Source organism: Haloarchaeobius amylolyticus (assembly GCF_026616195.1).
Classification (GTDB): Archaea; Halobacteriota; Halobacteria; order Halobacteriales; family Natrialbaceae; genus Haloarchaeobius; species Haloarchaeobius amylolyticus.
Genome location: NZ_JANHDH010000001.1, coordinates 1144960 through 1168996, shown reverse-complemented (window position 1 = coordinate 1168996; position 24037 = coordinate 1144960). Strand labels below are relative to the sequence as shown.

Sequence of the window (24037 nt, the reverse complement as noted above, 5' to 3'; positions counted from 1 at the left end):
GTCGTCTCGGGGACGTTACCGCGGGCTCAGTGGCCGACGCGTGTCAGTCCCCGCCTGCGCCTGCGGTCACCGTCGCGGCTCGGTCGGCCTCGGCGTCCCGGCCGATGGCGCGGATGAACCAGCCGGTCACGAGCAGTCCCGCGACGCTCAGGACGCCGAAGATGACGATCTGTGGCGCCGGGACCGCCTGCCCGTCCCGGAGCATCACGGCGACCATCGTCAGGACCGCGAGCCCGAGCGTCGTCGCCTTCACGAGCAGGACGGCGGTGAAGGCGTACCCCCAGGCGCGGCCCTGCCACAGCCAGTACGCCGAGAGCGCGAACGCGGGCAGGAGCACCGCGAGGTCGAGCGACTGGATGACGGGCGTGACCAGTCCCGTGTTCTCGATGGCCGCCGGGGTGGTCCCCGAGAGGCTCGCGGGCACCACGTCGGCCAGCCAGAGGACGCCGACCAGCAGCGCCACGACGAGCTGGTAGGCGATTGCCGCCCGGACCGGGCCGTCGCCGACCTGCCGGCGGAGGACGGCCGGGTCCAGCCGGACGAGCCCGGCGACGAGCGTGAACAGCGTCAGGCCGAACAGCGCGACGTAGACGAGATAGAGCGGGTTGAACGCCGTCATGACCGCGTAGGATGCGTAGGTGTACAGCAGGTAGCCCGTGACGCCGAGCCAGGCCACGTAGGCCCGGCGCGACCCGCGGCTCGCCAGACACAGCGTCAGGGCGAGCGCGGGGACCGCGACCGAGAGCGTCAGGAGGTCCTGCCCGTACAGTTGCGGGAGCAGCGGGTCGGCGTCGCGGTAGAGCGTCGGCACGAGCAGGCCAACACCGGCCGCGACGGCCGTCAGGAGGAGCGTCACGAGCGAGGCGGCGAACAGCCGCCGCGGCAGCGTGACGCGGGCGGTCGTCATCGACCTACCTCGGGGTGGCCGCGTCGGGTTCGTCGGCGCCTAGCTCCGTCTCCACGTACTCGGCGAAGCCGACGGCGAAGTCGTCGACCGCGTGCCAGTCGGTGTACTCGTAGTCCCGCGAGGTGTCGGTGTCGCCGGTCGCCTCCTTCGCGATCTTCTTCATCATGACCCGCTTGAGCATGCCGTACTCGGAGTACCGGATGGCTCCCGCGAAGCTTGCGACCCGGTCCGGGTGCCAGTCGGTCCGCTCGACGAACGCCTCGATGTAGCGGGCAGCCTCCAGCTGGCGCTCCTCGTCCTCGACGGCGCTGGAGAGGCACACCTGGAAGAACCCCGACGGGCGCGCGGCGAGTGCCTGCCGGTTGTCCCGGACGAACGCCGCGACGTGGTCCTGATGGGTGCCCATGTGGATTGACGCGCCGACGAGGACGGCGTCGAAGTCGGCCACGTCGAGGGCCGGCGGCACCTCGGTCAGGTCGACCGTCGTGACCGCGTGTCCCCGCGCCGCGAGGTCCTCCCGGATCGCCCCGGCTACCTTCGCTGTCTGTCCCTCACCGGTCCCGTAGCACACGAGGATGTCGGCCATGTATCTGTCACCATATGAGAATACGCTGGCCGGGGGATAACCGCTGTCGCTGGTTCTCTCGTGCTGAGAACAGTGTCACACCTGTAGCGTGGGTGATACCCACTCAGCGGGCGCCCACGAACCCGAGTCCGCCGACCGCGGCTGCCAGCAGGTAGCCCCCGATGGCGACGAGGACGATCGTCCCCCCGGCGGCGATGCCGTAGGTGTACGAGAGCGTCGTCCCCGAGAGCACCGCGACCTGCGCGGCGACGATGGCGACCAGCAGCGACTGCCGGAAGCTCCCGGCAATCTGCATGGCGGTCGCGACGGGGACGACCAGCAACGCGGCGACGAGGATGACACCCATCATCTGCATCGCGCCGACGACCACCAGCGCGGTGAGGACGACGAGCAGCCGGTTCAGCCAGTCGACGCGCATCCCCGCGGTGTGGGCGGCCGCCTCGTCGAAGGTGACGTAGAGCAGCTGCCGGTACGCGAGGGCGACCACGAGCGCGACGACCGCGCTGAGGACCACCAGCCGCTCCACGTCGGGGCGCGTCAGCGTCGACAGGCTCCCGAACAGGTACTGGCTGATGCCGACCGCGATACCGCCGCTCGTGAGGCTGATGAGGACGGTCCCGAGGGCGAACCCGCCGGTGAGGACGATGGCCATCGACACGTCGTTGTACACCTCGGTGTGCTCCGAGAGGAGCTGGACGAGCAACGCGGCGAGGACGGCGACCACGAGCGCGGTGAGGTACGGCGAGACGCCGAGGCCGACCGTCTCGCCGAGGAACAGGCCGACGGCGACCCCGGCGAAGGCGGTGTGTGCGAGCGTGTCGCCGATCATCGAGAGCTGGCGGTGGACGAGGAACGACCCGACCAGCGGCGCGACGACGGCGATACAGACCCCCGCGATGAACGCGCGCTGCATGAAGGGGTAGCCGAGCATCTCGGCGAAGAACCCGAGGAAGGTGGGCTGGAAGAGGGCCGTGGTGGGGAGGGAGAGCGTGGAAAGAGTCGGTGTGAGCATGGTCAGTGGTGGTGATGGTGGTCGAGCAGTCGCTGGTTCGCCCCGTAGGCGTCCGCGAGGGCGTCGCTCTCGGAGAAGTCGAGCGAGTCCCCGTGGAAGAACAGCTCCCGGTTGATGCAGGCGACCGTCGAGGTGTAGGCCGTGACGACGCCGATGTCGTGCTCGACGAGGACGATGGTGAGGCCCTCGGCGTTCAGGTCCCCGAGCAGGTCGTAGAACTCCTCGCGGGATTCCGCGTCGACCCCGACGGTCGGTTCGTCCAGCGCGAGCAGGTCTGCCTCGGCGGCGAGCGCCCGGGCGATGAACACCCGCTGGCGCTGGCCGCCCGAGAGCGCCGAGATGCGCCGGTCCTGCAGGTCGGTGACGCCGACGCGCGCCATGGCCTCGGCGACCGCCTCGCGGTCGTCGCGCCCGAACCGCCCGAGGCCGACGTGGGGGTACCGGCCCATCCTGACGACCTCGTGGACCGTGATGGGCATCCCGCTCGCGGTCCCGGTCGTCTCCTGGGCGACGTAGCCGACCTTCGTCCCGTCGGCGAACCGGTGTGCCGGCTCGCCGAAGAGCCGGACCTCGCCGCTGTCGGGGCGGACCAGCCCCAGCAACAGCCGGAGCAGGGTGGTCTTCCCCGACCCGTTCGGGCCGACGAGCCCGAGGAAGTCGCCCGCCTCCACGGTCAGGGAGACGTCTTCGACCGCGGGCTGGCCGCCGTATCCGAAGGTCACGTCGCTGAGTTCGACGACGCTCATTCGGCTCCCAGCGCCTTCGCCAGCGACGGCAGGTTCACGTTCTCCATCACGTCGACGTAGCCCCAGCCCTGCTCGTGCCACTCGTCGGTGAGGCTCGGGACCGGCGTCAGGGGCAGGACATCGGTCGCGTCGGTCTCGGCGACGAGCTGGGTCGCGGCCCGGTCGGACTCGAACACCGGCGCGAGCACGTACTCGATGTCGTGCTCGTCGATGACGGCCTGCGTCCGCGTGATGTCCTTCGGCGTGGGCGTCGCGTCCGGCGCGAGCCCGGTCAACGCCTCGACGTGGAAGTCGTAGCGGTCCCCGAGGTACCGGAAGGAGTTGTGGCCCGCGACGAGGACGGTGTCGGTCGTCCGGTCGGCCAGTCGCTCCTCGAAGGTCGCGTCCATGGCCGCGAGGCGGTCCGCCAGGACGTCCGCGTTCTCGGCGTAGGTGGCCTCGTTCTCCGGGTCGACGCGGGCGAGGCCGTCGGCGATGGTCCGGACCGCCTTCGTCGCCCGGTCCGCGTCGAGCCAGAAGTGGGGGTCCATCGAGCCGTGGTCGTGGTCGTCGTGTTCCTCCTCGTCGTGGTGTGCGTCCTCGTGCCCTGCGTCGTGGTCGTCGTGGGTCGTCTCCTCGCCGTGGTGCTCGTCGTCGTGGTGGTCACCGTCGTGAGTCGTCTCCTCGTCGTGGTGCCCCTCGTCGTGACCGTCGTCGTGGTGTTCTTCCTCGTGCCCGCCGTCGGCCGGGAGCAGGTCGATACCCTCCCAGGCCTCGATGACGTCCACGTCCGCCCCGTCGTCGCGGACGTTCCGCACGAGTTTGTCGGCCCAGGGCTGGAACCCCTCGCCGACGTAGACGAAACCGTCGGCCCCGAGGACCTTCCGCTGGACGTCGGGCCCCGGTTCCCAGCCGTGGCCGTGCTGGCCGAAGGGGACCAGGTTGTTCACGGCGAGGCCGTCCCCCGCCACGGTGCTCGCGAAGTCCGAGACCACGAAGAACGAGGACTGGACCGTCGTCTCGCCCTCGCCGCCCTCGGACCCGGTCGTCATGGACCCGAGACAGCCGGCGAGTGCTGCTGTCGCTGCCGCGCTCCCGAGAAGGACGCCCCGGCGCGTCGTTCGTTGCATGTTGCTAACGAAAACGCGCTGGTTAATATGTCTTGTTAATCTCAGAGTGGTTGTTAATAATACTGGTCGCGGGGGCCGGGCGACGCGATGGCCGCTCCGCAACCACTAAACGCGGCTCACACCAACCACCGTGCAATGGCTGACTGGACCGAAAAGTACCGCCCGACGACCCTGTCGGAGGTCCGGGGGAACGACAAGGCCCGCAAGAGTCTGAAGCAGTGGGCCGAGACGTGGGACGACCACCGGCAGGCCGCCATCGTCCACGGCTCGCCGGGGGTCGGGAAGACCTCGGCGGCGCACGCGCTGGCCAACGACATGGGCTGGCCGGTGATGGAGCTGAACGCGAGCGACTCCCGCACCGCGGACGACATCAAGCGCTTCGCCGGGCGCGCCTCGCAGAACCAGACGCTCGGCGGGGGCAGCGGCGGCCGCCAGCTGCTCATCGTGGACGAGGCCGACAACTTCCACGGGAACAGCGACTACGGCGGCTCGCGCGAGGTGACCCGCATCGTCAAGGAGGCGAACCAGCCCATCGTGCTCATCGCGAACGAGTTCTACGACATGAGCAACAGCCTCCGGAACGCCTGCGAGGAGATCCAGTTCCGCGACGTCTCGAAGCGTTCCATCGTGCCCGTGCTGCGGGACCTCTGCCGCAAGGAGGGCATCGAGTACGAGCAGGAGGCCCTGGAGAAGATCGCCGAGAACACCAGTGGCGACCTGCGCTCTGCGGTCAACGACCTGCAGGCGCTCGCCGAGGAGGCGGAGCGCCTGACCGTCGACGACGTGGTGATGGGCGAGCGCGACAAGACGGAGGGCATCTTCGACTTCCTCGACGACGTCATCAAGAACAAGGGCGCCGAGGAGTCGCTCTACGCGGCCTACGACGTGGACGAGACGCCCGACGACCTGCTGAACTGGGTCGAGGACAACGTCCCGAAGGATTATCGAGGAGATGAACTCGCCGACGCCTACGGCTACCTCGCCCGCGGCGACACCTGGCTCGGGCGGGTGCGCTCGACGCAGGACTACTCGTTCTGGCGCTACGTCACCGACAACGTCGCCGCGGGAGTCGCGGCTTCGCGCCGGCACGACCACAGTGGCTGGACTCGGTACGGCCCGCCGAGCTACTGGTCGAAGCTCGGGCGCTCGAAGGGCACCCGGAAGAAGCGCGACGCCATCGCCCGGAAGATCGCCGAGAAGGGCGGCTTCAGCATCGCGACGGCGCGACGCGACGTGATGCCGTTCCTCGCGACGATGACCCACCACTGCAAGCCCCGCGACCTCACCGTCCGGATGGCCGCGGTGTACGAACTCGACGCGGCCGAGGTGTCGTTCGTCACGGGCAGTGGCGAGGACACCAACAAGGTGCAGGACATCGTCGCCGACGCCGAGGAACTGCGCGAGACCGAGGCCGTCGAGCACTCCGGCGGCGCGTTCGAGGGCTTCGCGAGCGACTCGACCCGCGGCGAGGAGGCGGCGGCCAACGGTGGCGAACCGGCGGACGACCCGGACGACGACGGCCAGCAGACCCTCGGCGGGGAGGACACGGCTGACACGGCCGAGTCGGCCGAGGACCCCGCAGACGAGGAGGCGGAGACCGACGACGGCCAGTCCGGACTGGACGACTGGATGTGACGTTCACACAAAGTTAAACTTCTTACCTGTTCCTGCGTGAAAAAATATCGCAAGGCTCAAGTCTCGGGACTCCTGTCTTTCGTGTAGTTTTCCGATGAAACGCCCGCTTCTCGCGCTGACGTTGGCCCTCATGCTCCTGCTGGCAGGCTGTAACACCGGCACCCAGGGGACCTCGACGACCGTCGAGGACACGGAGGCGCCGACGACGGCACCCACGACCGCACAGACCGAGACCGCGACCCAGACTGCGACAGAGACGACCACGTCCGAACCCGCCAAGGAGTCCTGTCAGTACTCCGGGCAGGGCGACGACGACATCGTCCAGGAGTCCGGCGTCTGTCTCGGCTTCGACGCCGACCAGGTCTACCGGAACATCCTGGAGATGACCGGCTCGAACGTCACGAAGGGCCCCTCGCTCCAGTCGAAGAGCCCCGAGCAGACGAACCCGTACACCTTCGACCAGTTCGGCTTCAGCAACGACTCCTTCCAGGCCGTCATGGGCATCGCCCCGCAGGGCACGCCCAGCGTCTACGTCGCCGGCTACGCCCAGCCCCAGACCAGCCCCGACGGGAACGTCGAGGTGAACGTCGTGCTGCGCTACATCGCGAAGCAGGACGGCGCGCCGGCACCGGGTCGCACCCAGAACGCCTCCGAGGCCGAGATCACGGCCGCCCACGAGTTCCTGCACGCGGTGCAGTTCTACCAGGGTAGCCAGGACCGCCTCGCCTCCAACCTCCGCACCGACGGCGTCAACCTCGCCAAGGTCGAGACCTCCCTCATCGAGGGCAGCGCGGTCTACTTCGAGAGCGAGTACCAGGAGCAGTACATGGGCCGCGAGGCCGTCTCGCGCTCGGTCTCGCAGTGGTCGAACTCCTCGGCGTTCTCCATGTACACGCTCGGCCCGTACGTGATGGGCGAGCGCTACACCAAGTTCCGGGTGAACTCCACCGCCGAGTTCGAGAAGCTCTACGACAACCCCGCGGTCTCGATGGAGCAGATCATGCACAACAAGATGCCCTCCGAGGACCTCCCGAAGGACCTGACCGTCGAGCAGGGCGACGACTCCGTCTGGAACCAGTACAAGAAGACCACGAAGGGCGAGCTGTTCCTGCGTTCCTCGCTGCGCGCCGAGGTCTCCGGTGACCTCGCCGCCGCCGGGGCCGAGGGCTGGGGCGCCGACCGCGTGATGGTCTTCCAGAACACCAGCTACGCCGACGACTACAAGTACGGCTACGGCTGGACGGTCCGCTTCGACGACACCGCCGAGAAGCAGGAGTTCGTCGACATCTACCAGCAGTGGCTCGACGCCCGCGGCACCGAGCAGAACGGCATGTACGTCATGGACACCGAACACACCTACCGCATGGTGGACATCGACAGCGAGACGGTCGTCGTCCTCGCCGGCCACGAGCAGTTCGTGAGCCAGGCGACCGCGACGGGGAACAACTCCGACGTGACCATCACGATGACCGACTCGAAGCAGGCCGGTAGCGTGCAGGCCGACGACGACCGCGAGGACAGCCGCGTCGTCGCAGCCCAGCAGGCGCCGACCCGCGTCGTCGCGTAAGCACGTCGCGGCCCCATCCCGACCCGGCGATTCTTCTCACCGTCTCTCTCGACGTAATTCGCAGGACAGAACAGGACAGCCCTCAGCCGTCGAGCGCCGGCAGTATCTCCGGGGGCAATGCGTCCGCGGGCAGGTGCTCCCTGACACCTGCCACCGCGTCCGCCGGCCCGTCGAGTCCGAGTTCCGGCAGCGTGTACACCGGCAGCCCGGTCATGCGTTCGAGTTCCGCCGGGTTGGTCCGCTCGGCGACCGTCTCGCCCGCGTACTCGTTCAGGACGATGCAGTGGACCGGGACGCCCCTGTCGCGGAGCGCGTCGACCGACAGTGCGGTGTGATTCAGCGTCCCCAGCCCCGACCGAGCCACGAGAATCGTGGTCGGGCCGAGGTCGGCCACGAGGTCCAGAATCTCGTGCTCACCTGCGAGCGGGACCCGGAGACCGCCGACGCCTTCGAGGATGCCGACCGCGGGGTCGTCCAGCGCTGCGGCGGCCCGGTCCAGGACGTCGGCGTAGTCGAGGTCGGCGCCCTCGCGCTCGGCCGCGACGCGGGGGGCGAGCGGCGGCTCCAAGCGGTCGAGACAGGTCGCGGCCCCGGAATCCCCGCAGGCGTCCTGCACGAACCCGGCGTCGTCGTCCGGCGGGTAGCCGGTCTGGCAGGGCTTGACGGCCCGGGCATCGACGCCTTCCTCGCGGAGCCAGCCCGTCAGGCCGGCGGTGACGACCGTCTTCCCGACGCCCGTGTCCGTCCCGACGACGGCGAGGCGCCGGGTCGGTCCGGGGGCCGGCCCGGGGTCGCTCACAGCAGCCCCACCTCCTCGCCGGCGACCCGGAACGCCTCGATGCAGTCCTCGATGTCGCTCCGGGAGTGGGTCGCCATCGGGACGACCCGGAGGCGGCTCGTCCCGTCGGGGACCGTCGGCGGCCGGATGGCCGGCGCGACGACGCCCTGCTCGCGGACCGCCTCGGCGAGGTCGAGGGCGGTCGCGCGGTCGCCGACCACCACAGGGAGGATCTGGGAGTCGCCCCACACCTCGTAGCCGAGGTCCTCGAGCCCGGTCCGGAGCTGGGCGACGTTGCACCAGAGACGGTCGCGACACTCGCCGTGGCGGGCGATGTGCAACGCCTCGCTGGCGGCCGCGGCGGCCGGCGGGGCCAGGCCGGTCGAGAAGACGAACGACCGGGCGGTGTTGACGAGGTACTCGACGAGGGATTCGCTGCCGGCGACGTAGCCGCCCTGGCTCGCGAGCGCCTTCGAGAGCGTCCCCAGCTGGACGTGGACGCGGTCTTCGAGGCCCTCGCGCTGGACGACGCCGCCGCCGTAGTCGTACAGGCCGGTCGCGTGCGCCTCGTCGACCAGCAGCCACGCGCCGAACGCCTCGACCACGTCGCAGATGTCGGCGAGGGGCGCGACCGTCCCGTCCATGCTGAACACGCTGTCGGTCAGCACGAGCCACGACTCGTCGCCGGCGTGGGTCTCGGCGCGGTGGGTCATCTCCTCGCGCAGCGACGCGGGGTCACAGTGGTCGTAGATGACGGTGTCGGCGCCGGAGAGCCGGCAGCCGTCGACGATGCTCGCGTGGTTGAACTCGTCGGAGAAGACGACGTCGGGCGAGAGTGCCGCGATGGTCCCGACGTTGGCGGCGTAGCCCGAGGAGAACGCGAGGGCGCGCTCGGTGTCTTTCACCTCGGCGAGTTGCATCTCGAGGTCGCGGTGTGCGAGCGTGTCGCCGGTCACGAGCCGGCTCGCGCCCGCCCCCGTCCCGACGACCTCGGCCGCGTCCCTCGCGGCCTGCTGGACGCGGTCGTCCTGGGTCAGCCCGAGGTAGTTGTTCGAGCCGAACACGAGGTGCTGCCTGCCGTCGAGGACCGGCAGGCCGGCGCCCGGGTCGGGAGCGAAGTAGCTCCGTTCTGCCACCCGGTCGACCGGGGCGAGGTCCCGGTAGAGGTCGCGGTCGCGGCGGGCGGCGACGCGTTCGTCGAGGTCGAACCCACGGTTGCTCATCTGGTTCAGTGTTTGCACATCCCACCTTGAACGGTTCGGAATCTCGATACAGGTGGGCCCGAACCAGAGTAATCACTCCAGTGATGGCTTCCCCGGCGGGTCCGCGTACCCTCAGAAGCCGGGCATGACCTCCGCCGGACCGACGACCCCGTAGCGCCCCTCGCGGTTCATCCGGACGCCGGCCTTCATGTAGCCGAGTGCGGGGCCGTTCACGTTCGCCGCCATGCTCGTGCAGTCGTCGAGCTGGAAGGTGTTCGTGCCCGTCTCGCCGTCGAAGGTCGTCCCGGTGACGCTGACGGTCGTCGTCGTCGGCTTCTCGTCCTGGCGCACGTCGAGGACGCCGCCGACGGTCACGTCCTCGGCGTCGCAGATACCGGCGCGTTCGAGCAGCACGTCGTCGGCGTGCTCCATGTCGTGGAACTCCAGGACGCCGTCGTGCTCGTCGATGAGTTCCTCGATCTCGTCTTCGGTCATGTCGCGGGCGGTCTCGATGTCGTAGCCGTCGAGGTGCGCGATGTCCTCGCGGACGGTGCCGCGGTTGTCCTCGTAGCCCGACCTGAGGCCGACGCCCCACCAGATCTCGACCTCGTCGACCTCGACGAACGACTGGGCGGCGAGGGCGGCCGCGCCGGTCAGGAAGCCGGGGGTCGCGCCCGCGCCACAGACGAAGGTCATGCCACAGTCCTCGAAGGTCTCCTCGCGCTCGTCGAGCATACCGATGACCCGCGAGCGCTTGAGCACGTCCACGAGGACGCCGTCGTAGCCGGCCTCGGCGAAGCGGTCGGCGGTCTGGGGGATGAAGTCGTGCGTGAGGTTCGGGAGCGCCACGAGGACCGCGTCGACGTCCTCCGCGACGGCCTCGTCGATGACGTCCCGGATGGGCGTCTCGGTCGGCTCGCCCTGTGCGGAGGCGACGACGCCGGCGTCCTCGCCGTGCTGTTTGACGGACTGGGCGCCGCCGTCGGTCAGCACGTCGTCGTCTCCCGCGTCGTCTTCGCCCTCGTCCGGGCCGCTCGCGATGTTGCCCTCGGTCGCGTCGAGGAGTTCCGTGACGTCGAGGCCGTCGTGGTCGACCGCGATACCGTTGCGGTCGCAGGCCGCGACCGGGGTCACGCCGTCCTTGTGCTGTGCCACGTCGAGTGTTCGTCGGCCGATGCCGCCGGTGCCGAGTACGGCGAAGGTGATGTCGTCCATAGCTGGGGCTGGAAGTCAGTCGTCGGTCGTCTGGCTGGCGGTACTGGTCGCGGACCCGGCGGCGGTGCCGAGGTCGGAGTCCTCGTCGGAGGCCGACTTCACCGCCTCCGCGTCGAACTCGTTCGTCTCCATGTTCGGCTCCAGGCCTGCCTCCTCGATGATGCGGATGTCGTCGCCGGGGCTCTGTCCCTCGGTCGTGAGGTAGTCGCCGGTGAGGATGCCGTCGGCGCCCGCCTCGAAGGGCAGGTGTTGCTCGTCCATCGCGAGGTTGACCTCGCGCCCGCCGGTCAGGCGCACCCGGGCGTGCGGGTGGAGCAACCGGTAGACGGCGATGGTCTTCAGTATCTCCTCGGTGGTGATGTCGGCCGACTCCGACCCGCCGAGCTCGGTGCCGGCGACCGGGTTGAGGATGTTCACCGGGAGCGAGGAGACGCCGATGTCCTGCAGGGCGATGGCCGCGTCGACCCGGTCGGTCGGCGTCTCGCCCATCCCGAGGATGACGCCCGCACAGAGGTCCATGCCGGCGTCCCTGGCCACCTCGAGCGTGTGCACGCGGTCCGCGAAGTCGTGGGTGCCCACGATCTCGGGGAAGTACCGCGGCGAGGTCTCGATGTTGTGGTTGTAGTGCTCGATGCCCTCCTCGGCGAGGATGGCGGCCTCCTCCTCGGTGAGGATGCCCAGCGAGGCGTCCACGTCGAGGTCGCACTCGTCGCGGACGAGGCGGATGGCCTCGATGACCTCCGCCCACTCCCCGGGGCGCTCCGCCTTCGAGACGCCGCGTTCGGCCACCACGATGCCGAAGCGCTGGGCACCGTCGCGTTCGGCGCGCTTGGCGGCCTCGAGCACCTTCTCGGGGCCGAGGAAGCCGTAGTTCTCGATGCCCGTGTCGAAGTGGACCGACTGGGCGCAGAAGCCGCAGTCCTCGGCGCAGTTCCCGGCCTTCGCGTTCACGATGGAGCAGGCGTCGACGGTGTCGTCGCCGAACTCTGAACGGATGTAGTCCGCGGCCGGCGCGAGGTCCTCGACCGGCTGGGCGACGAGCGCGAGCCCGTCGGTCCGGTCCAGCGTCTCGCCCGCGACCACGCGCTCGACCGCGTCGTCAACCGTCCTGTTTCCTGTCTCGTAAACCACGCTAGCTAGCGCGGTTGACGAGTCCATAATGGTTGGGGTTCGACCGACGAGGCACCCCACGGGTAAGCGACGGTCATCGCGGTCGGTTGCACCCCTGTATCCGGATGATAGACGACCCACATCGATTTCGTAGGTACAGTCATATCTGCTATTATTTCGATGCCCAACGGTAATTCAGCAACCGAAGTAGAAAATATTAAGTCTCGGTGCTCGTCGATAAGTGACATGGTGAAGCACACCAGACGTGACGTTCTCAAGCTCAGTGGGGGAGTACTCGGCGGTATCGCGGTCGGCTCGACCGTGACAGCGGCCGAGTCCACGGACCGGTTCATCGTCAAGGCGGACGCCGACGAACTCGGCGGCGACCTCTCGGTCGTCCACGCGATGGACCCCGTCGACTTCACGGTCGTCGAGGGCCCCGAATCGGCGCTCGACGCCGCGGGCGTCGACTACGCGCCCGACGTCGAGATCGAACTCGACAGACCCGAGATGAAACAGGACGTCGGCGCCGAACTCGAGGACGAGCCGCTCTACCCCCTCCAGTGGGGCAAGGAGGCCCAGAACGTCCCCGAAGCACACGAGGTCACCCGCGGCGAGGGCACCCGCGTCGCCATCGTCGACACCGGGGTCGCCGCCGGCCACCCGGACCTCGAACACGCCGTGAACGAGGACCTCTCGCAGGACTTCACCGGCGACGGCTACGGCGCCGCCGGCCCTTACGGCGGCTACCACGGCACCCACGTCGCCGGCATCGTCGCCGCGAACGACAAGAACGAGGCCGGCGTCGCGGGCACCGCCCCGGCGACCGAGATCGTCGACTGCCGGGTCTTCTCGCCGAGCGCGCTGGCGAGCTTCGCCGACATCGTGGCCGCCGCGGTGTACGCCGCCGAGATCGGCTGTGACGTGGCCAACATGAGCATCGGCGCCTACCCCGTCTCCCGGAAGGGTATCGGCTCGTTCTACGGGAAGGTGCTCAACGCGACGATGGCGTACGGGCGCCGCCAGGGCACCCTGTACGTCGTCTCGGCGGGCAACGACGCCGCCGACCTCCAGCACGACGGGCGCGTCTGCGTCGAGAACGACGACGGAACGACCGACTGCTTCCCGGCCATCAGCCTCCCGAACGAGGCCGCGAACGTGATGAGCATCTCCGCGACTGGCCCCATCGGCTTCGGCTGGGGCGACGACGGTCTCGAGGAGCCGCCGACCACGCCCGCCAACTACACGAACTACGGGACCAACGCCATCGACGTGAGCGCCCCCGGCGGCAACTACGACCCCGAAGCCGCGGCGAACGACGTCCCCGGCTGGTACTACGACCTGGTGCTCAACACGGTCGCTATCCCGTCGTTCGACGACGACGGGAACTATCTGGGTGCCGACTACAGTTACAGCTGGGTCGCCGGCACCTCGATGGCCGCCCCGAACGTCGCCGGCGCCGCCGCGCTCGTCGCCAGCCAGCAGGAGAAGACCAGCGCCAACAAGGTCCGCAACGTCCTCCGGCGCACCGCCCGTGACGTCGGCGACAAGCCGTACCACGGTTCCGGCTTCGTCGACGTCGAGGCCGCCGTCACGGACTGACGACCAGCACCACCCCGACGGTTCTCGTCGCCAGGTTCGCATCCGGCCGTTCTCCCGTCTTCGATGCCCGGTGAGCCGACGGCTCGCCGGTCGTACGAGACGTGTGAGAAGGTGAGGTGCGGGCCGTCAGCGTCCCTCGGACTGGCCGAGTCCCGGAATCGCGACCCGCGTCTCGACGTGGCTCATGAGCTTCGTCGCGGTCAGCACGATGCCGATGTACATCAGCGCGACGACGGTGAACATCGCGGTGTACCGGAACGTGTCCGAGGCGATGGCGTCGGCCTCGCGGAACAGCTCGGAGACCGTGATGAACGTCGCCAGCGACGAGTACTTGATGAGGTAGACGAGCTCGTTCGTCCAGCCCGGAATCCCGTAGCGCAGCGTCTGTGGCAGGACGACGTGGCGGATACCCTCGCGCTGGGTGAGCCCGACCGCGCGGGCCGCGGTGAGCTGTTGCGGGTCGACGCTCTCGATGGCGGCCCGGATGTACTCGGCCTGGTAGGCCGCGCTGCTGATGGTGAAGCCGACGAGGGCGACCCACAGCGCCGGGTCGAGTTCGATGGGGCCGATGGTCGCCAGTCCACGGAAGTACTGCGAGAGGTTCAGCCCGTAGTACAGCACGTAGAGCTGGGCGATGAGGGGCGTCCCGCGGACGAGTTCGGTGAACCCGAGCGAGACGTACTTGCCGAGGTTCCCGTAGACGCGGAACACCGCGAGCGGGACCGCGATGACCAGTCCAGCCGCGATGGCGACGACCGTGATGACGACCGTGATGTACGCGCCCTCCGCGAGGCTCGGCAGGGAGCCGATGGCGACCGTCCAGCCCGGTCCGAGGCCGAGCGCGGCCGGGTCGACCAGCGGCTCGCCGGGCGTCCCGAACGGGACCCAGTTCCACTCGATGAGCCACCGGGTGACGAGGTAGCCCCAGAACAGCACGCCGGCGACGAGCAGGGTGCCGCCGCCGAGGGACACGTCGCCGACCTGGCGCCGGGTCCAGTCCGCGGTGCTCACGGCGTGCCACCACCGTGCATGGTCGTGAGGCGTTCGAGGAACTGCCGGGTCCGGGGCTGCTCCGGCGACTCGAACAGCTGCCTCGGCGGCCCGCGCTCGACCAGTTTCCCGTCCGCGAGGAACATCATCCGCGAGGCGGCCTCGCGGGCGAAGCCCATCTCGTGGGTGACGACGAGCATCGTCATGCCCTCGTCCGCGAGGTCGCGCATGACCGAGGTGACCTCGCCGACGAGTTCGGGGTCGAGCGCGCTGGTCGGCTCGTCGAACAGCATGAGCTTCGGGTCCATCGCGAGCGCCCGGGCGATACCGACGCGCTGTTTCTGGCCGCCGGAGAGCTCCGCCGGGTAGGAGTCGGCCTGGTCCGCGAGGCCGACCTCCTTCAGGTGGTCCATCGCCCGGTCGCGGGCCTCCGCCTTCGGGACGCCCTTGACCCGGCGCAGCCCGAGCGTGATGTTCTCCAGCGCCGTCAGGTGCAAGAACAGGTTGAAGTCCTGGAACACCATGCCGACCTGCTTGCGCAGTTCGTTCACGTCGGTGTCCGGGCCGGAGACCAGTTCACCGTCGAGGTAGATCTCCCCCGAGTCGATCTCCGTGAGCCGGTTCACACAGCGCAGGAGCGTGGACTTGCCCGAGCCGCTCGGCCCGGCCAGCACCTCCACGTCGCCGCGGTCCAGCTCGAAACTGATGCCGTTCAGAACCTCTTCGTCACCGTAGCTCTTGTGCACGTCTTCGACGCGCAGTAGTGGGTCACTCATGCGTTCTCACCCGAGGGGACGCCGAAGTACTCGCCGGCGTAGTCGAGGCCGCGGTTCGTCACGAACGTCAGCACGAAGTAGATGGCACTCGCCGCGAGGATGAGCTCCAGTGCCGCGCCCGTCCGGTTCTCCTGCAGGAACAGGTCCTCGGTGACGCCGAGCAACTCGGTGACGCCGAGGATGATGATGATACTCGTGTCCTTCAGGACGATGGTGAACTCGTTCTGGAAGCCCGGAATCGAGCGCCGGAGCGCCTGGGGCACGACGACGTGCCGGATGGCCTGGAGCTTCGACATCCCGACCGACCGGGCGGCCTCCATCTGGCCCTCGCTGACGCTCTGGAGCGTCCCGCGGAAGATCTGTGCCTGGTACGCTCCACTGCGGAGCCCGAGGGCGATGATGCCCGCCAGCACCGGGTCGCTCGACACCGAGAACACGTAGTACATGAAGATGAGGATGACGAGCAGGGGCACGGCCCGGAGCACCACGCCGACGGCCTCGACGGGCCGCCGGAGCCACGGGCTGCCGTACACCTCGACGATGCCCGCAGGCAGGCCGACCGCGAACCCGAGGAGGATGGAGAAGACGGTGAGGACCACCGTCAGTCGTGCTCCCTCGAAGACGAGCACGTCGAGGTTCTCGAGGACGTAGGCCCAGTCGGAGCTCTGCAGGACGACGTCCGGCTGTACGATGTCGAAGACCATGGGTCTCGATTACTGGAACCAGTCCTTGGTTATCTGCTCGTAGGTCCCGTTGTCGCGGACCGCCTGCAGCCCCTCGTTCAGGGCCTCCTGGAGGTCGTCGTCGTCGGTGCGGACGCCGAAGCCGTACTGCTCGCCGGTCTCGTGGGTGAACGCGACCTCGACGTCGCGCTCGGAGGCGAAGGAGGCGGCGACGGGTTCGTCGAGGATGACCGCGTCGATGTTGTCGTTCTCCAGGTCGGTGACGGCGAGGACGTAGGTGTCGTAGCCCTTGTAGTTGGACTCCTTGAAGTCGCCGTCCTCGATCATGCCGGTGATGATGCCTTCACCGGTGGTCCCCTTCTGGGAGCCGACCTTGTTGCCGGGGAGGTCCTCGAGCGAGCCGGGCTGGAAGTCGCTGCCGGCCTTGACGAGCACGGACTGGTTCGCGCTGTAGTACGGGTCCGAGAAGTCGATGGTCTGGTCGCGGTCCTCGGTGATGGTCATCGCGGCGGCGATGACGTCGATCTTGTTCGAGGTGAGCGACGGGATGAGCGAGTCGAACGAGTCGAGGTCGTCCCACTGCTCCAGCGTGTAGTCGGTCTCCTCGACGACGGCCTCGAGCAGGTCGATGTCGAAGCCCTGCAGTTCGCCGTCCTTCTTCAGCTCGAACGGCGGGAAGCCGGACGCCGTCCCGGCGACGATGGTCTTGTCGTCGCCGTCGCCACCGCCCCCACCCGAGAGCGAGTCGAGACAACCCGAGAGGGTCATGCCCACGATTGCTGCACCGCTACCCTTGAGGTAACTACGTCTATCCATGCCATGCGGGTTCGTCCCGTCGCTATTAAACGGTTCGATGAGGGCCCCCGGTTTAGTCCCGCCGCGCGGCGAAATTTGCGGGTTCCGGTCAGTACGGGATGACCTGGAACCCCTCCGGGACGGTCAGACCGGCGATGACGAGCAGGAGGGCCGTGATGCCCGCGGTCAGCAGCGCGTAGGGTATCTGGGTCCGGACGTGGACCATGTGGTCGGAGCCGCTGGTCGAGGAGGCCAGCACGGTCGTGTCCGAGATGGGCGAGGTGTGGTCGCCGAAGATACCGCCGGAGAACACTGCGCCGATGACGATGGGCAGGTTCGCGCCGGTGGTCAGCGCGACCGGGATGGCGATGGGGAACATGATGCCGTAGGTCGACCACGAGGAGCCGTCCGAGAAGCTCACGAACGCGGTCACGAGGAACACGATGAGGGGGACGATGTACGCCGGGACGCCCTGGAACCACTGCGTGACGAACGCGGCGATGCCGAGGGTCGTCACGGCGTTCTGGATGCTGGAGGCCATCATGAGGATGGCCGCGGCGAGGAAGATGCCCTTGAACCCGCGGACCATGGCGTTCGCCGCGTCGTCGTTCGAGGGGATGTCACCGGTGAGCCGGTACAGGACGAACGCGAGCACGAGCGCGGTCGTCGCCGCGAGCCCGAGTTCGAACGACCCGGGCGCGAAGCCCCACTCCCCGCCGGCGGGCAGGAGCAGGCTGTAGCCGAAGACGCTGAACACCGTGTCGTACTGGTCGGCGGTGACGAACGGCGAGGCGGTCCAGAACATCGAGCCGAGGGCGACGAGGATCATCGCGCCGATGGGGATGGCGAAGTTGACCCAGTTCGGGTCGGCCGCCTCGGCCATCTCGTACTCGTCCATCTCCCGGGAGAGCATGGGGTCGTGGTCCTCGCCGACGACCTTGCCCTCCTCGCGGGCACGCTTCTCCTCGCGGGCCATGGGCCCGAAGTTCGGGACGACCTGCCACGCGACCAGCGCCGCGATGACGAGGGCGACCCACGAGTAGAAGCCCGTGAAGATGGTGTTCAGGAAGAGCGGCCACACCTCGCTGGTGACGGCACTCGCGTTCTCGCCGGAGCCGGTGACCATCTCGCTCATGCCCGGCGGGAGCGTCCCCTGGGTCTTCGCCGCGGTGAGGCCCGCGCCGATGAACCCGATGAGGGCGACCCCCCACGTGGAGTAGAAGGCGAGCCGAGCCGCCGGGGAGCCGGCGCTGTCGACGTAGTACGCCAGTTTCGCCCGCGAGACGTTGTACCGGTCCGTCAGCGGGCGCATCATCGAGCCGACCACGAGGCAGTTGAAGTAGTCGTCGATGTGGATGGCGATGCCCGCCAGGAACGCCGCCTTCTCGGCGTCGCCCGCGTCCTCCGCCCGCGACGCGAGGGCCTGCAGGACACCCTGCAACGCCCCGGCGCGTATCATCAACCCGATGGTCCCACCGATGGCGAACAACGCGAGGAGGACGTTCTTGATGTACCACTCGCTGCCGAACAGCGGGGCGGTCGCCACCAGCGTCGGGATGGTCTTCAGTCCGAAGAACGTCCCGAGCAGCGACCCGAGGGCCGGCGAGCCACTCGCGATGTCCGCGGGGACGCCCACGGCCGCCGGCTTCATGGCTCCGTAGATGAGCCCTGTCGTGAGCACGCCGAGGAACAGCCCGATGAGTGCCTCACGGCTGTACCACGCCGCCGAGATGGCGACGAGCGCCGGGACGACCGACCACGCACCTGCGTCTATCTGCTCGAGTGCCATGTCCCCGAGTGGCACGCTACTATCGGAAGAAACTTATGACTGGTTTCTAACAGTTCAGAGCCGCTGGCGATCGCCGACCCGCACTCAGTCGTCGGCGTTGACGCCGTGGCCGGTCGTGCTGGCGGACCCGTGGCGCGTCTCCGAGCCGTCGAACATCCACGCGGTCGCGCTGACGAAGCCACCGAAGATGACGAGGGCGGCGCCGTGGTGGAGCGTCTGGACGAGTGCGGTGTAGGTGACGACCGTCTCGCGGCCGAGCAGGATCTGCACGGGCAGGACGAGGATGGCGACCGCGAGCGCGAGGTGGATGCGGCGCTGGTCGAAGACCTTCCACGCGCCGTAGGCCGTCCCGAGGATGAAGAAGCCGGTGATGGAGGCGACGAAGCGGTGGGCCCACTCGGGGATGGAGGCGTAGTTCGGTGGGAGCAGGCCGAACAGGGGCCCGCCACACAGCGGCCAGCGACCCTGGCACGTCAGACCAGTGCCTGTGGCTGCGGTGTAGACCCCGAGCAGGATGAGCAGTCCCGTCATGACGGTCGTGACGACGGCGAGGATGCGGACGCCGCGCCTGCTGAGCGCTTGCATGGTTTGTGTCTCAGGAATCGTCGCATATGAAGTGTGCGGAAGCGCCCGGCACGTGGGAACTGGCCGCCGTTTCCGCAGGCGCCCGACCACGCTCCGCAGGTTTCAAGCCCCGACGGGAGAGCCCTCAAGCCATGATTACGACCCGCCTCGACGGCCTCCTCGACCGGGAGGGACACGACGAACTGTGGTTCTGCACCCCCGCGAACGTCGCGTGGCTCACGGGCGCCGAGACCCGCATCGACGCCAGCGCGACCCTGGGCATCGCGGCCGCGAAGTACGACGGTGAGGGCGTCACCGTCCTCGCCGGCCCGGACGCCGACCGGCTCCGGACCGAGGAACTCGCCGACGACGCGTCGGTCGAGACGTTCGCGTGGTACGAGTCGTCCCTCGAAGAGGCGGTCGCGGCCCGCGCCAGCGAGCACGCAGCCGCGGACGTGGCCATCGACGGGCTGGCGCGAATCGACGCGGCCGCGGTCCGCCAGCCACTGGTCGACCGCGACGTGGAGACCTACGACCAGCTCGGGCAGGACGTGGCGAGCGCGGTCGAGGCGGTCTGTCGCGAACTCCAGTCCGGCGACTCCGAGCACGAGGTCGGCTCGGCGGTCCGCATCGCGCTGGCGGCCCGCGACATCGAACCGGTGAGCATCTTCGTCGGCGGGGCCGAGCGCGCCCAGCGGTTCGTCCGGCCGACGCCGACCGCGCTCGCGCTGGGCGACTACGTCGTCGTCTCCGTCACGGGGCGGCGCGACGGCCTGCACGCGGGCTGTACCCGGACGGTCGCGTTCGACGCCCCGGACTGGCTCGAGGCACGCCACGAGGCCGCGGCGCGGGTCGAGGCGACGGCGCACGCGGTGACCGCGACGGGGGTCTCGGGGGCGGGGGCCGCGACGGCGGGCGAGGTCTTCGACGCCATCCAGTCGGCCTACGACGCGGTCGGGTCGCCCGACCGGTGGCAGGCCGACCCGCAGGGTGGGGCGACGGGATACGCCCGGCGTGAGTGGCTGGCGACGCCCGGCTCGGAGACGCTCCTGCAGGGGCCGATGGCCTACGCCTGGACGCCCTCGCTGCCGGGGGTCCGCCGGGCGGACACGGTCCTGGTCACGGCCGACGGGATGGTCGACCGCCTGACCGACACCGGCGGCTGGCCGATCCAGCGCGTCTCGGCGGTCGGCCACGACGAGACGTACTCGATTCCCGCGGTGCTGTCGGCCTGACTTCGACGACTGTCGTACTGTCCTTTCGATTAGCTTTTTGTCCCACCCCGTGGTGGGTCCGAGTATGGGAATCGACGAGGATTCACTCGAGTATCACGCGGAGGAGCCACCCGGCAAACTGGAGATTTCGACGACGAAGCCGACGAACACACAGCGGGACCTCTCGCTGGCGTACTCGCCGGGCGTCGCCGCCCCCTGTAACGAGATCGCGGCGAACCCCGACGACGCCTACAAGTACACCGCGAAGGGCAACCTCGTCGGCGTCGTCTCCAACGGCTCGGCGGTGCTCGGCCTCGGCGACATCGGCGCGCAGGCCTCGAAGCCGGTCATGGAGGGCAAGGGCGTCCTGTTCAAGCGCTTCGCCGACATCGACGTGTTCGACGTCGAACTCGACGAGGACGACCCGCAGAAGATCATCGACTCCGTCCGGTCGATGGAGCCCACCTTCGGCGGCATCAACCTGGAGGACATCTCCGCGCCGGCGTGTTTCACCATCGAGGAGACGCTCCGCGAGGAGATGGACATCCCCGTCTTCCACGACGACCAGCACGGCACCGCCATCATCTCGGGTGCCGCCCTCGTCAACGCCTGCGAGATCGCCCAGAAGGACATCGAAGAGCTCGACATCGTCTTCTCCGGTGCCGGGGCGTCCGCCCTCGCGACCGCCCGCTTCTACGTCTCTCTGGGTGCCTCGAGGGAGAACATCACGATGTGTGACTCCTCGGGCATCATCACGCAGGAGCGCGCCGACGCCGGCGACGTGAACAAGTACAAACAGGAGTTCGCCCGCGACGTGCCCGGTGGCGACCTCGCCGACGCCATGGAGGACGCCGACGTCTTCGTCGGCCTCTCCATCGGCGGCCTCGTCTCCCAGGAGATGGTCCGGTCGATGGCCGAGAACCCCATCGTCTTCGCGATGGCCAACCCCGACCCCGAGATCGGCTACGAGGAGGCCAAGGAGGCCCGCGACGACACCGTCATCATGGCGACCGGACGCTCCGACTACCCGAACCAGGTCAACAACGTCCTCGGGTTCCCGTTCATCTTCCGCGGTGCGCTCGACGTGCGCGCGACCGAGATCAACGAGGAGATGAAGGTCGCCGCCGCGAAGGCGCTCGCCGACCTCGCGAAGCAGGACGTGCCGGACGCGGTCGTCAAGGCCTACGGCGACCAGCCGCTCCAGTTCGGCCCGGACTACATCATCCCGAAGCCGCTGGACCCCCGCGTGCTGTTCGAGGTCGCTCCCGCCGTCGCCGACGCCGCGATGGACTCCGGCTGCGCCCGTAAAGAACTCGACCTCGAGGCGTACGAGGAGCGCCTGGAGGCCCGCCTCGGGAAGTCCCGCGAGATGATGCGGGTCGTCCTGAACAAGGCCAAGTCCGACCCCAAGCGCATCGCGCTCGCGGAGGGGAACGACGAGAAGATGATCCGCGCCGCCTACCAGCTCGAAGAGCAGGGTATCGCCGAACCCATCCTCATCGGCAACCCGAGCCGCATCGAGAAGACGAAAGAGCGCCTCGGCCTGGAGTTCGACCCCGAGATCGCCAACCCGCGCGAGGCCGACGGCGAGTACGAGGACTACGCCGACCGGCTCTACAAGATCCGCAAGCGCAAGGGCCTCACCAAGAGCGAGGCGGTCGACATGATCCGCCGGGACACCAACTACTTCGGCAGCGTGATGGTCGAGTGCGGCGACGCCGACGCGATGCTGACCGGGCTGACCCACCACTACCCGTCGGCGCTGCGCCCGCCACTGCAGGTCATCGGCACCCGCGAGGACGCCAACTACGCGGCCGGCGTCTACATGCTGACGTTCAAGAACCGCGTCATCTTCTGTGCCGACACGACGGTCAACCAGGACCCCGACGCGAAGGTACTGGCCGAGGTCGCCGAACACACCGCCGACCTCGCCCGCCGGTTCAACGTCGACCCGCGCGTCGCGATGCTCTCGTACTCCAACTTCGGCTCGGTCGACAACCCCGGCACGCGCAAGCCCCGCCGGGCCGCCCGGATGCTCCGGGACGACCCGAAGGTCGAGTTCCCGGTCGACGGCGAGATGCAGGCCGACACCGCGGTCGTCGAGGAGATCCTCGAGGGGACCTACGAGTTCGCCGAGTTCGACGAACCCGCGAACGTGCTGGTCTTCCCGAACCTCGAGGCCGGGAACATCGGCTACAAGCTCCTCCAGCGCCTCGGCGGCGCAGAGGCCATCGGCCCGATGCTCGTCGGCATGGACAAGCCGGTCCACGTGCTCCAGCGCGGTGACGAGGTCAAGGACATCGTGAACCTGGCTGGCGTGGCGGTCGTGGACGCCCAGCAGAACGAGTAGCGCCCGGCCTCCTGCCCGTCGTTCTTTTCGAACGTGTTAGACTGATTTCCCAGCGCAGTATCTCAAACGACTGTTTGTGTTTTCTGTGTCCTTTTACGGTCCCGGACCTAGCATCGGGTATGAACCGTCGCCGGTTCCTCACGCTGACCGCGGCCGCCGGGACCACCGGGTTCGTCGGCCGCACCCTCCACGAGACCCGTGCCGACCCCGAGGCACGGGACCCGCTCACCGCGCCGGCCGACGAGACCGACACCGCGGACCCGGACGCCACCGACGACTCCCCGCCGACCGCGACCGCCGCGCCCCCGGAACCGGCGCCCGAACTGGAGGTCATCTCGACCGCCTCCGGCCTGCTCGACGTCTCGGTCCGGCTGACCCGGCTCGAGGACCTCACGACCATCTACAACCGCGAGCGCGAGCTCAGCTACGCGGAACGCATCTACCTGAGTGGTCAGTTCGACCGCGACACCGACTACCTCGTCGACATCTCCATCGACGGCGACCTCGTCTACGAGGACGAACTCGTCGCCGGCGAACGCGTCGTCCTCGGCGTCCGGGACGCCGAGACGGTGGTCGTCGTCGAGCGGCGGACGCTCGACGACTGACGGACCCGACCCTGTTCTGTCCGGCAAGACGAAGGTGAGAAACCAGTTCTCGAGAGCGAGAGCCGTCCCTGGAACCGCACTCGAACACCCGGAACGCCGGAACCGGACCGTGCTAGCCGGTCAGTCCGAGGCGTGGCGGTCGGCGCGCGACGGCGGCGGGTACTGCGGGCCCGCGGTCTCGGCCGGCCCGAGCGGTTCGGGCAGGACGCAGCGTTCCGGTTCGTCGTTGACGTGGGCGTAGCGGTCCGGCGCGTTCGCCAGCGGGTGCGCCGGGTTGTCGTCGGAGTGGATGCGCGCGGCACGCACCTCGCCGAAGCCACAGAGGCGGGCGCGGATGCCCCGCCAGTGGTTCTCGCTGGCCCGCGGGACGACGAACGGTTTGGTCGGTTGCCAGTCCGGGTGTCGAGTCGCGAGCACCGCGTTGTTGACGTTCGCCGCGAGGTCGTCGTGGTCCACGAGGATGCCGACGCGGGCATCCGCGGGCGCACGGGCGGCGAGCACGTCGAGTCCGAGGTGCAGTGCCCGGTACTCGGCGACGTTGTTGTCCGGGGGCGAGTCGCCGGTCGACAGGCGCGTGACGCGCGTGCCGTCTCGGGCCTCGATGACGACACCGAGTCCACCCGCACCCGACTCTCTGTAGGAGCCGTCTGTGGCGACGTAGAAATCGCGGTGGTGAGTCGTAGGCGGGTGTGCGATGTGCGGCGTCGGCGACTCGTCGAACAGATCCCGCAGCGCGGGACGGCCATGAGCGGCCATACCTCTGGTAACGCGAGCACGAATATAAACGGTACGCCCCGGAGTG

At 68.9% G+C, this 24037-nt stretch carries 22 protein-coding genes; 6 read left to right on the top strand and 16 right to left on the bottom strand.

Going from position 1 to position 24037, the window contains the following annotated elements:
* Positions 1–43 precede the first annotated feature (43 nt).
* From NOV86_RS06035 to NOV86_RS06015, 5 genes are all read right to left on the bottom strand, one after another.
* Positions 44–907, bottom strand: coding sequence for a hypothetical protein (locus NOV86_RS06035; RefSeq protein WP_267640394.1), 864 nt, complete (start codon positions 905–907; stop codon positions 44–46).
* Between the two features lie 4 nt (positions 908–911).
* The gene (locus tag NOV86_RS06030) at positions 912–1493 is read right to left on the bottom strand and encodes a flavodoxin domain-containing protein (RefSeq protein WP_267640393.1); all 582 of its coding nucleotides are present in this window, start codon (positions 1491–1493) and stop codon (positions 912–914) included.
* A 103-nt stretch (positions 1494–1596) separates the two neighbouring features.
* Entirely contained in the window at positions 1597–2505 is a 909-nt protein-coding gene (locus NOV86_RS06025; RefSeq protein ID WP_267640391.1) for a metal ABC transporter permease, read from the bottom strand.
* A gap of 2 nt (positions 2506–2507) precedes the next feature.
* On the bottom strand, positions 2508–3251 hold the full coding sequence (locus NOV86_RS06020) for a metal ABC transporter ATP-binding protein (protein WP_267640389.1): 744 nt from the start codon (positions 3249–3251) through the stop codon (positions 2508–2510).
* Positions 3248–4360, bottom strand: a complete 1113-nt coding sequence (locus NOV86_RS06015; protein ID WP_267640388.1) for a metal ABC transporter substrate-binding protein — start codon at positions 4358–4360, stop codon at positions 3248–3250. Before NOV86_RS06015 ends, NOV86_RS06020 begins: the two co-directional genes overlap by 4 nt.
* A 135-nt stretch (positions 4361–4495) precedes the next feature.
* Here NOV86_RS06015 and NOV86_RS06010 point away from each other — a divergent pair, with 135 nt between their 5' ends.
* Complete coding sequence (locus NOV86_RS06010) at positions 4496–5995, top strand: replication factor C large subunit (RefSeq protein ID WP_267640386.1); 1500 nt, start codon at positions 4496–4498, stop codon at positions 5993–5995.
* Positions 5996–6089: 94 nt separating this feature from the next.
* Positions 6090–7562, top strand: coding sequence for a hypothetical protein (locus NOV86_RS06005; RefSeq protein ID WP_267640385.1), 1473 nt, complete (start codon positions 6090–6092; stop codon positions 7560–7562).
* 82 nt (positions 7563–7644) lie between these two features.
* On the opposite strand, the gene bioD is transcribed toward NOV86_RS06005, so the two are convergent.
* The 4 genes from bioD to bioB form a co-directional block, all read right to left on the bottom strand.
* Positions 7645–8361, bottom strand: a complete 717-nt coding sequence (gene bioD, locus NOV86_RS06000; RefSeq protein WP_267640384.1) for a dethiobiotin synthase — start codon at positions 8359–8361, stop codon at positions 7645–7647.
* Positions 8358–9563, bottom strand: a complete 1206-nt coding sequence (locus NOV86_RS05995) for an aminotransferase class I/II-fold pyridoxal phosphate-dependent enzyme (RefSeq protein WP_267640382.1) — start codon at positions 9561–9563, stop codon at positions 8358–8360. Before NOV86_RS05995 ends, bioD begins: the two co-directional genes overlap by 4 nt.
* A gap of 111 nt (positions 9564–9674) precedes the next feature.
* Positions 9675–10757, bottom strand: a complete 1083-nt coding sequence (gene bioU / locus NOV86_RS05990; RefSeq protein ID WP_267640381.1) for a (S)-8-amino-7-oxononanoate synthase BioU — start codon at positions 10755–10757, stop codon at positions 9675–9677.
* 15 nt (positions 10758–10772) lie between these two features.
* Positions 10773–11888 carry a biotin synthase BioB gene (gene bioB / locus NOV86_RS05985; RefSeq protein WP_267640380.1) on the bottom strand — a complete coding sequence of 372 codons (1116 nt, stop codon included), beginning with the start codon at positions 11886–11888 and terminating at the stop codon, positions 10773–10775.
* 225 nt (positions 11889–12113) lie between these two features.
* On the opposite strand from bioB, the gene NOV86_RS05980 reads away from it, so the two are divergent.
* Entirely contained in the window at positions 12114–13469 is a 1356-nt protein-coding gene (locus NOV86_RS05980; RefSeq protein ID WP_267640379.1) for a S8 family serine peptidase, read from the top strand.
* Positions 13470–13595: 126 nt separating this feature from the next.
* Here the strand turns inward: NOV86_RS05980 and NOV86_RS05975 are convergent, their stop codons facing one another.
* The 6 genes from NOV86_RS05975 to NOV86_RS05950 form a co-directional block, all read right to left on the bottom strand.
* Positions 13596–14480 (bottom strand): amino acid ABC transporter permease, encoded by an 885-nt coding sequence (locus NOV86_RS05975; RefSeq protein ID WP_267640378.1) that lies wholly within the window; start codon positions 14478–14480, stop codon positions 13596–13598.
* Positions 14477–15235: an amino acid ABC transporter ATP-binding protein gene (locus NOV86_RS05970; protein WP_267640376.1), complete on the bottom strand. Its 759-nt coding sequence runs from the start codon at positions 15233–15235 to the stop codon at positions 14477–14479. The genes NOV86_RS05975 and NOV86_RS05970 overlap by 4 nt, the downstream gene beginning before the upstream one ends.
* A complete protein-coding gene (locus NOV86_RS05965) occupies positions 15232–15939 on the bottom strand; it encodes an amino acid ABC transporter permease (RefSeq protein WP_267640374.1) in 708 nt (235 codons plus the stop codon). The genes NOV86_RS05970 and NOV86_RS05965 overlap by 4 nt, the downstream gene beginning before the upstream one ends.
* A gap of 9 nt (positions 15940–15948) precedes the next feature.
* The gene (locus tag NOV86_RS05960) at positions 15949–16734 is read right to left on the bottom strand and encodes a transporter substrate-binding domain-containing protein (RefSeq protein ID WP_267640372.1); all 786 of its coding nucleotides are present in this window, start codon (positions 16732–16734) and stop codon (positions 15949–15951) included.
* 88 nt (positions 16735–16822) lie between these two features.
* Positions 16823–18502 carry a Na+/H+ antiporter NhaC family protein gene (locus NOV86_RS05955; RefSeq protein WP_267640371.1) on the bottom strand — a complete coding sequence of 560 codons (1680 nt, stop codon included), beginning with the start codon at positions 18500–18502 and terminating at the stop codon, positions 16823–16825.
* Positions 18503–18586: 84 nt separating this feature from the next.
* Positions 18587–19087, bottom strand: coding sequence for a COX15/CtaA family protein (locus NOV86_RS05950; RefSeq protein ID WP_267640370.1), 501 nt, complete (start codon positions 19085–19087; stop codon positions 18587–18589).
* Positions 19088–19218: 131 nt separating this feature from the next.
* Between NOV86_RS05950 and NOV86_RS05945 the strand changes: the two genes are divergently transcribed.
* The 3 genes from NOV86_RS05945 to NOV86_RS05935 all read left to right on the top strand — a co-directional run bounded on the left by NOV86_RS05945 (position 19219) and on the right by NOV86_RS05935 (position 23235).
* Complete coding sequence (locus NOV86_RS05945) at positions 19219–20301, top strand: M24 family metallopeptidase (RefSeq protein WP_267640369.1); 1083 nt, start codon at positions 19219–19221, stop codon at positions 20299–20301.
* Between the two features lie 64 nt (positions 20302–20365).
* Positions 20366–22630, top strand: coding sequence for an NADP-dependent malic enzyme (locus NOV86_RS05940; RefSeq protein ID WP_267640368.1), 2265 nt, complete (start codon positions 20366–20368; stop codon positions 22628–22630).
* 119 nt (positions 22631–22749) lie between these two features.
* Entirely contained in the window at positions 22750–23235 is a 486-nt protein-coding gene (locus NOV86_RS05935) for a hypothetical protein (protein ID WP_267640367.1), read from the top strand.
* Between the two features lie 120 nt (positions 23236–23355).
* Here the strand turns inward: NOV86_RS05935 and NOV86_RS05930 are convergent, their stop codons facing one another.
* A complete protein-coding gene (locus tag NOV86_RS05930) occupies positions 23356–23991 on the bottom strand; it encodes a ribonuclease H family protein (protein WP_267640365.1) in 636 nt (211 codons plus the stop codon).
* Positions 23992–24037: the final 46 nt, after the last annotated feature.

What these genes read in the sequence shown, in the direction of transcription:
- NOV86_RS05945 (WP_267640369.1), top strand. Translation starts at nt 19,219, where the DNA reads ATGATTACGACCCGCCTCGACGGCCTCCTCGACCGGGAGGGACACGAC.
- NOV86_RS06020 (WP_267640389.1), bottom strand. Translation starts at nt 3,251, where the DNA reads ATGAGCGTCGTCGAACTCAGCGACGTGACCTTCGGATACGGCGGCCAG.
- NOV86_RS06035 (WP_267640394.1), bottom strand. Translation starts at nt 907, where the DNA reads ATGACGACCGCCCGCGTCACGCTGCCGCGGCGGCTGTTCGCCGCCTCG.
- NOV86_RS05980 (WP_267640379.1), top strand. Translation starts at nt 12,114, where the DNA reads ATGGTGAAGCACACCAGACGTGACGTTCTCAAGCTCAGTGGGGGAGTA.
- NOV86_RS05950 (WP_267640370.1), bottom strand. Translation starts at nt 19,087, where the DNA reads ATGCAAGCGCTCAGCAGGCGCGGCGTCCGCATCCTCGCCGTCGTCACG.
- NOV86_RS05955 (WP_267640371.1), bottom strand. Translation starts at nt 18,502, where the DNA reads ATGGCACTCGAGCAGATAGACGCAGGTGCGTGGTCGGTCGTCCCGGCG.
- NOV86_RS06010 (WP_267640386.1), top strand. Translation starts at nt 4,496, where the DNA reads ATGGCTGACTGGACCGAAAAGTACCGCCCGACGACCCTGTCGGAGGTC.
- bioU (WP_267640381.1), bottom strand. Translation starts at nt 10,757, where the DNA reads ATGGACGACATCACCTTCGCCGTACTCGGCACCGGCGGCATCGGCCGA.
- NOV86_RS05965 (WP_267640374.1), bottom strand. Translation starts at nt 15,939, where the DNA reads ATGGTCTTCGACATCGTACAGCCGGACGTCGTCCTGCAGAGCTCCGAC.
- NOV86_RS05930 (WP_267640365.1), bottom strand. Translation starts at nt 23,991, where the DNA reads ATGGCCGCTCATGGCCGTCCCGCGCTGCGGGATCTGTTCGACGAGTCG.
- NOV86_RS06015 (WP_267640388.1), bottom strand. Translation starts at nt 4,360, where the DNA reads ATGCAACGAACGACGCGCCGGGGCGTCCTTCTCGGGAGCGCGGCAGCG.
- NOV86_RS05960 (WP_267640372.1), bottom strand. Translation starts at nt 16,734, where the DNA reads ATGGATAGACGTAGTTACCTCAAGGGTAGCGGTGCAGCAATCGTGGGC.
- NOV86_RS05935 (WP_267640367.1), top strand. Translation starts at nt 22,750, where the DNA reads ATGAACCGTCGCCGGTTCCTCACGCTGACCGCGGCCGCCGGGACCACC.
- NOV86_RS05995 (WP_267640382.1), bottom strand. Translation starts at nt 9,563, where the DNA reads ATGAGCAACCGTGGGTTCGACCTCGACGAACGCGTCGCCGCCCGCCGC.
- NOV86_RS06005 (WP_267640385.1), top strand. Translation starts at nt 6,090, where the DNA reads ATGAAACGCCCGCTTCTCGCGCTGACGTTGGCCCTCATGCTCCTGCTG.
- NOV86_RS06025 (WP_267640391.1), bottom strand. Translation starts at nt 2,505, where the DNA reads ATGCTCACACCGACTCTTTCCACGCTCTCCCTCCCCACCACGGCCCTC.
- NOV86_RS05970 (WP_267640376.1), bottom strand. Translation starts at nt 15,235, where the DNA reads ATGAGTGACCCACTACTGCGCGTCGAAGACGTGCACAAGAGCTACGGT.
- NOV86_RS06030 (WP_267640393.1), bottom strand. Translation starts at nt 1,493, where the DNA reads ATGGCCGACATCCTCGTGTGCTACGGGACCGGTGAGGGACAGACAGCG.
- NOV86_RS05940 (WP_267640368.1), top strand. Translation starts at nt 20,366, where the DNA reads ATGGGAATCGACGAGGATTCACTCGAGTATCACGCGGAGGAGCCACCC.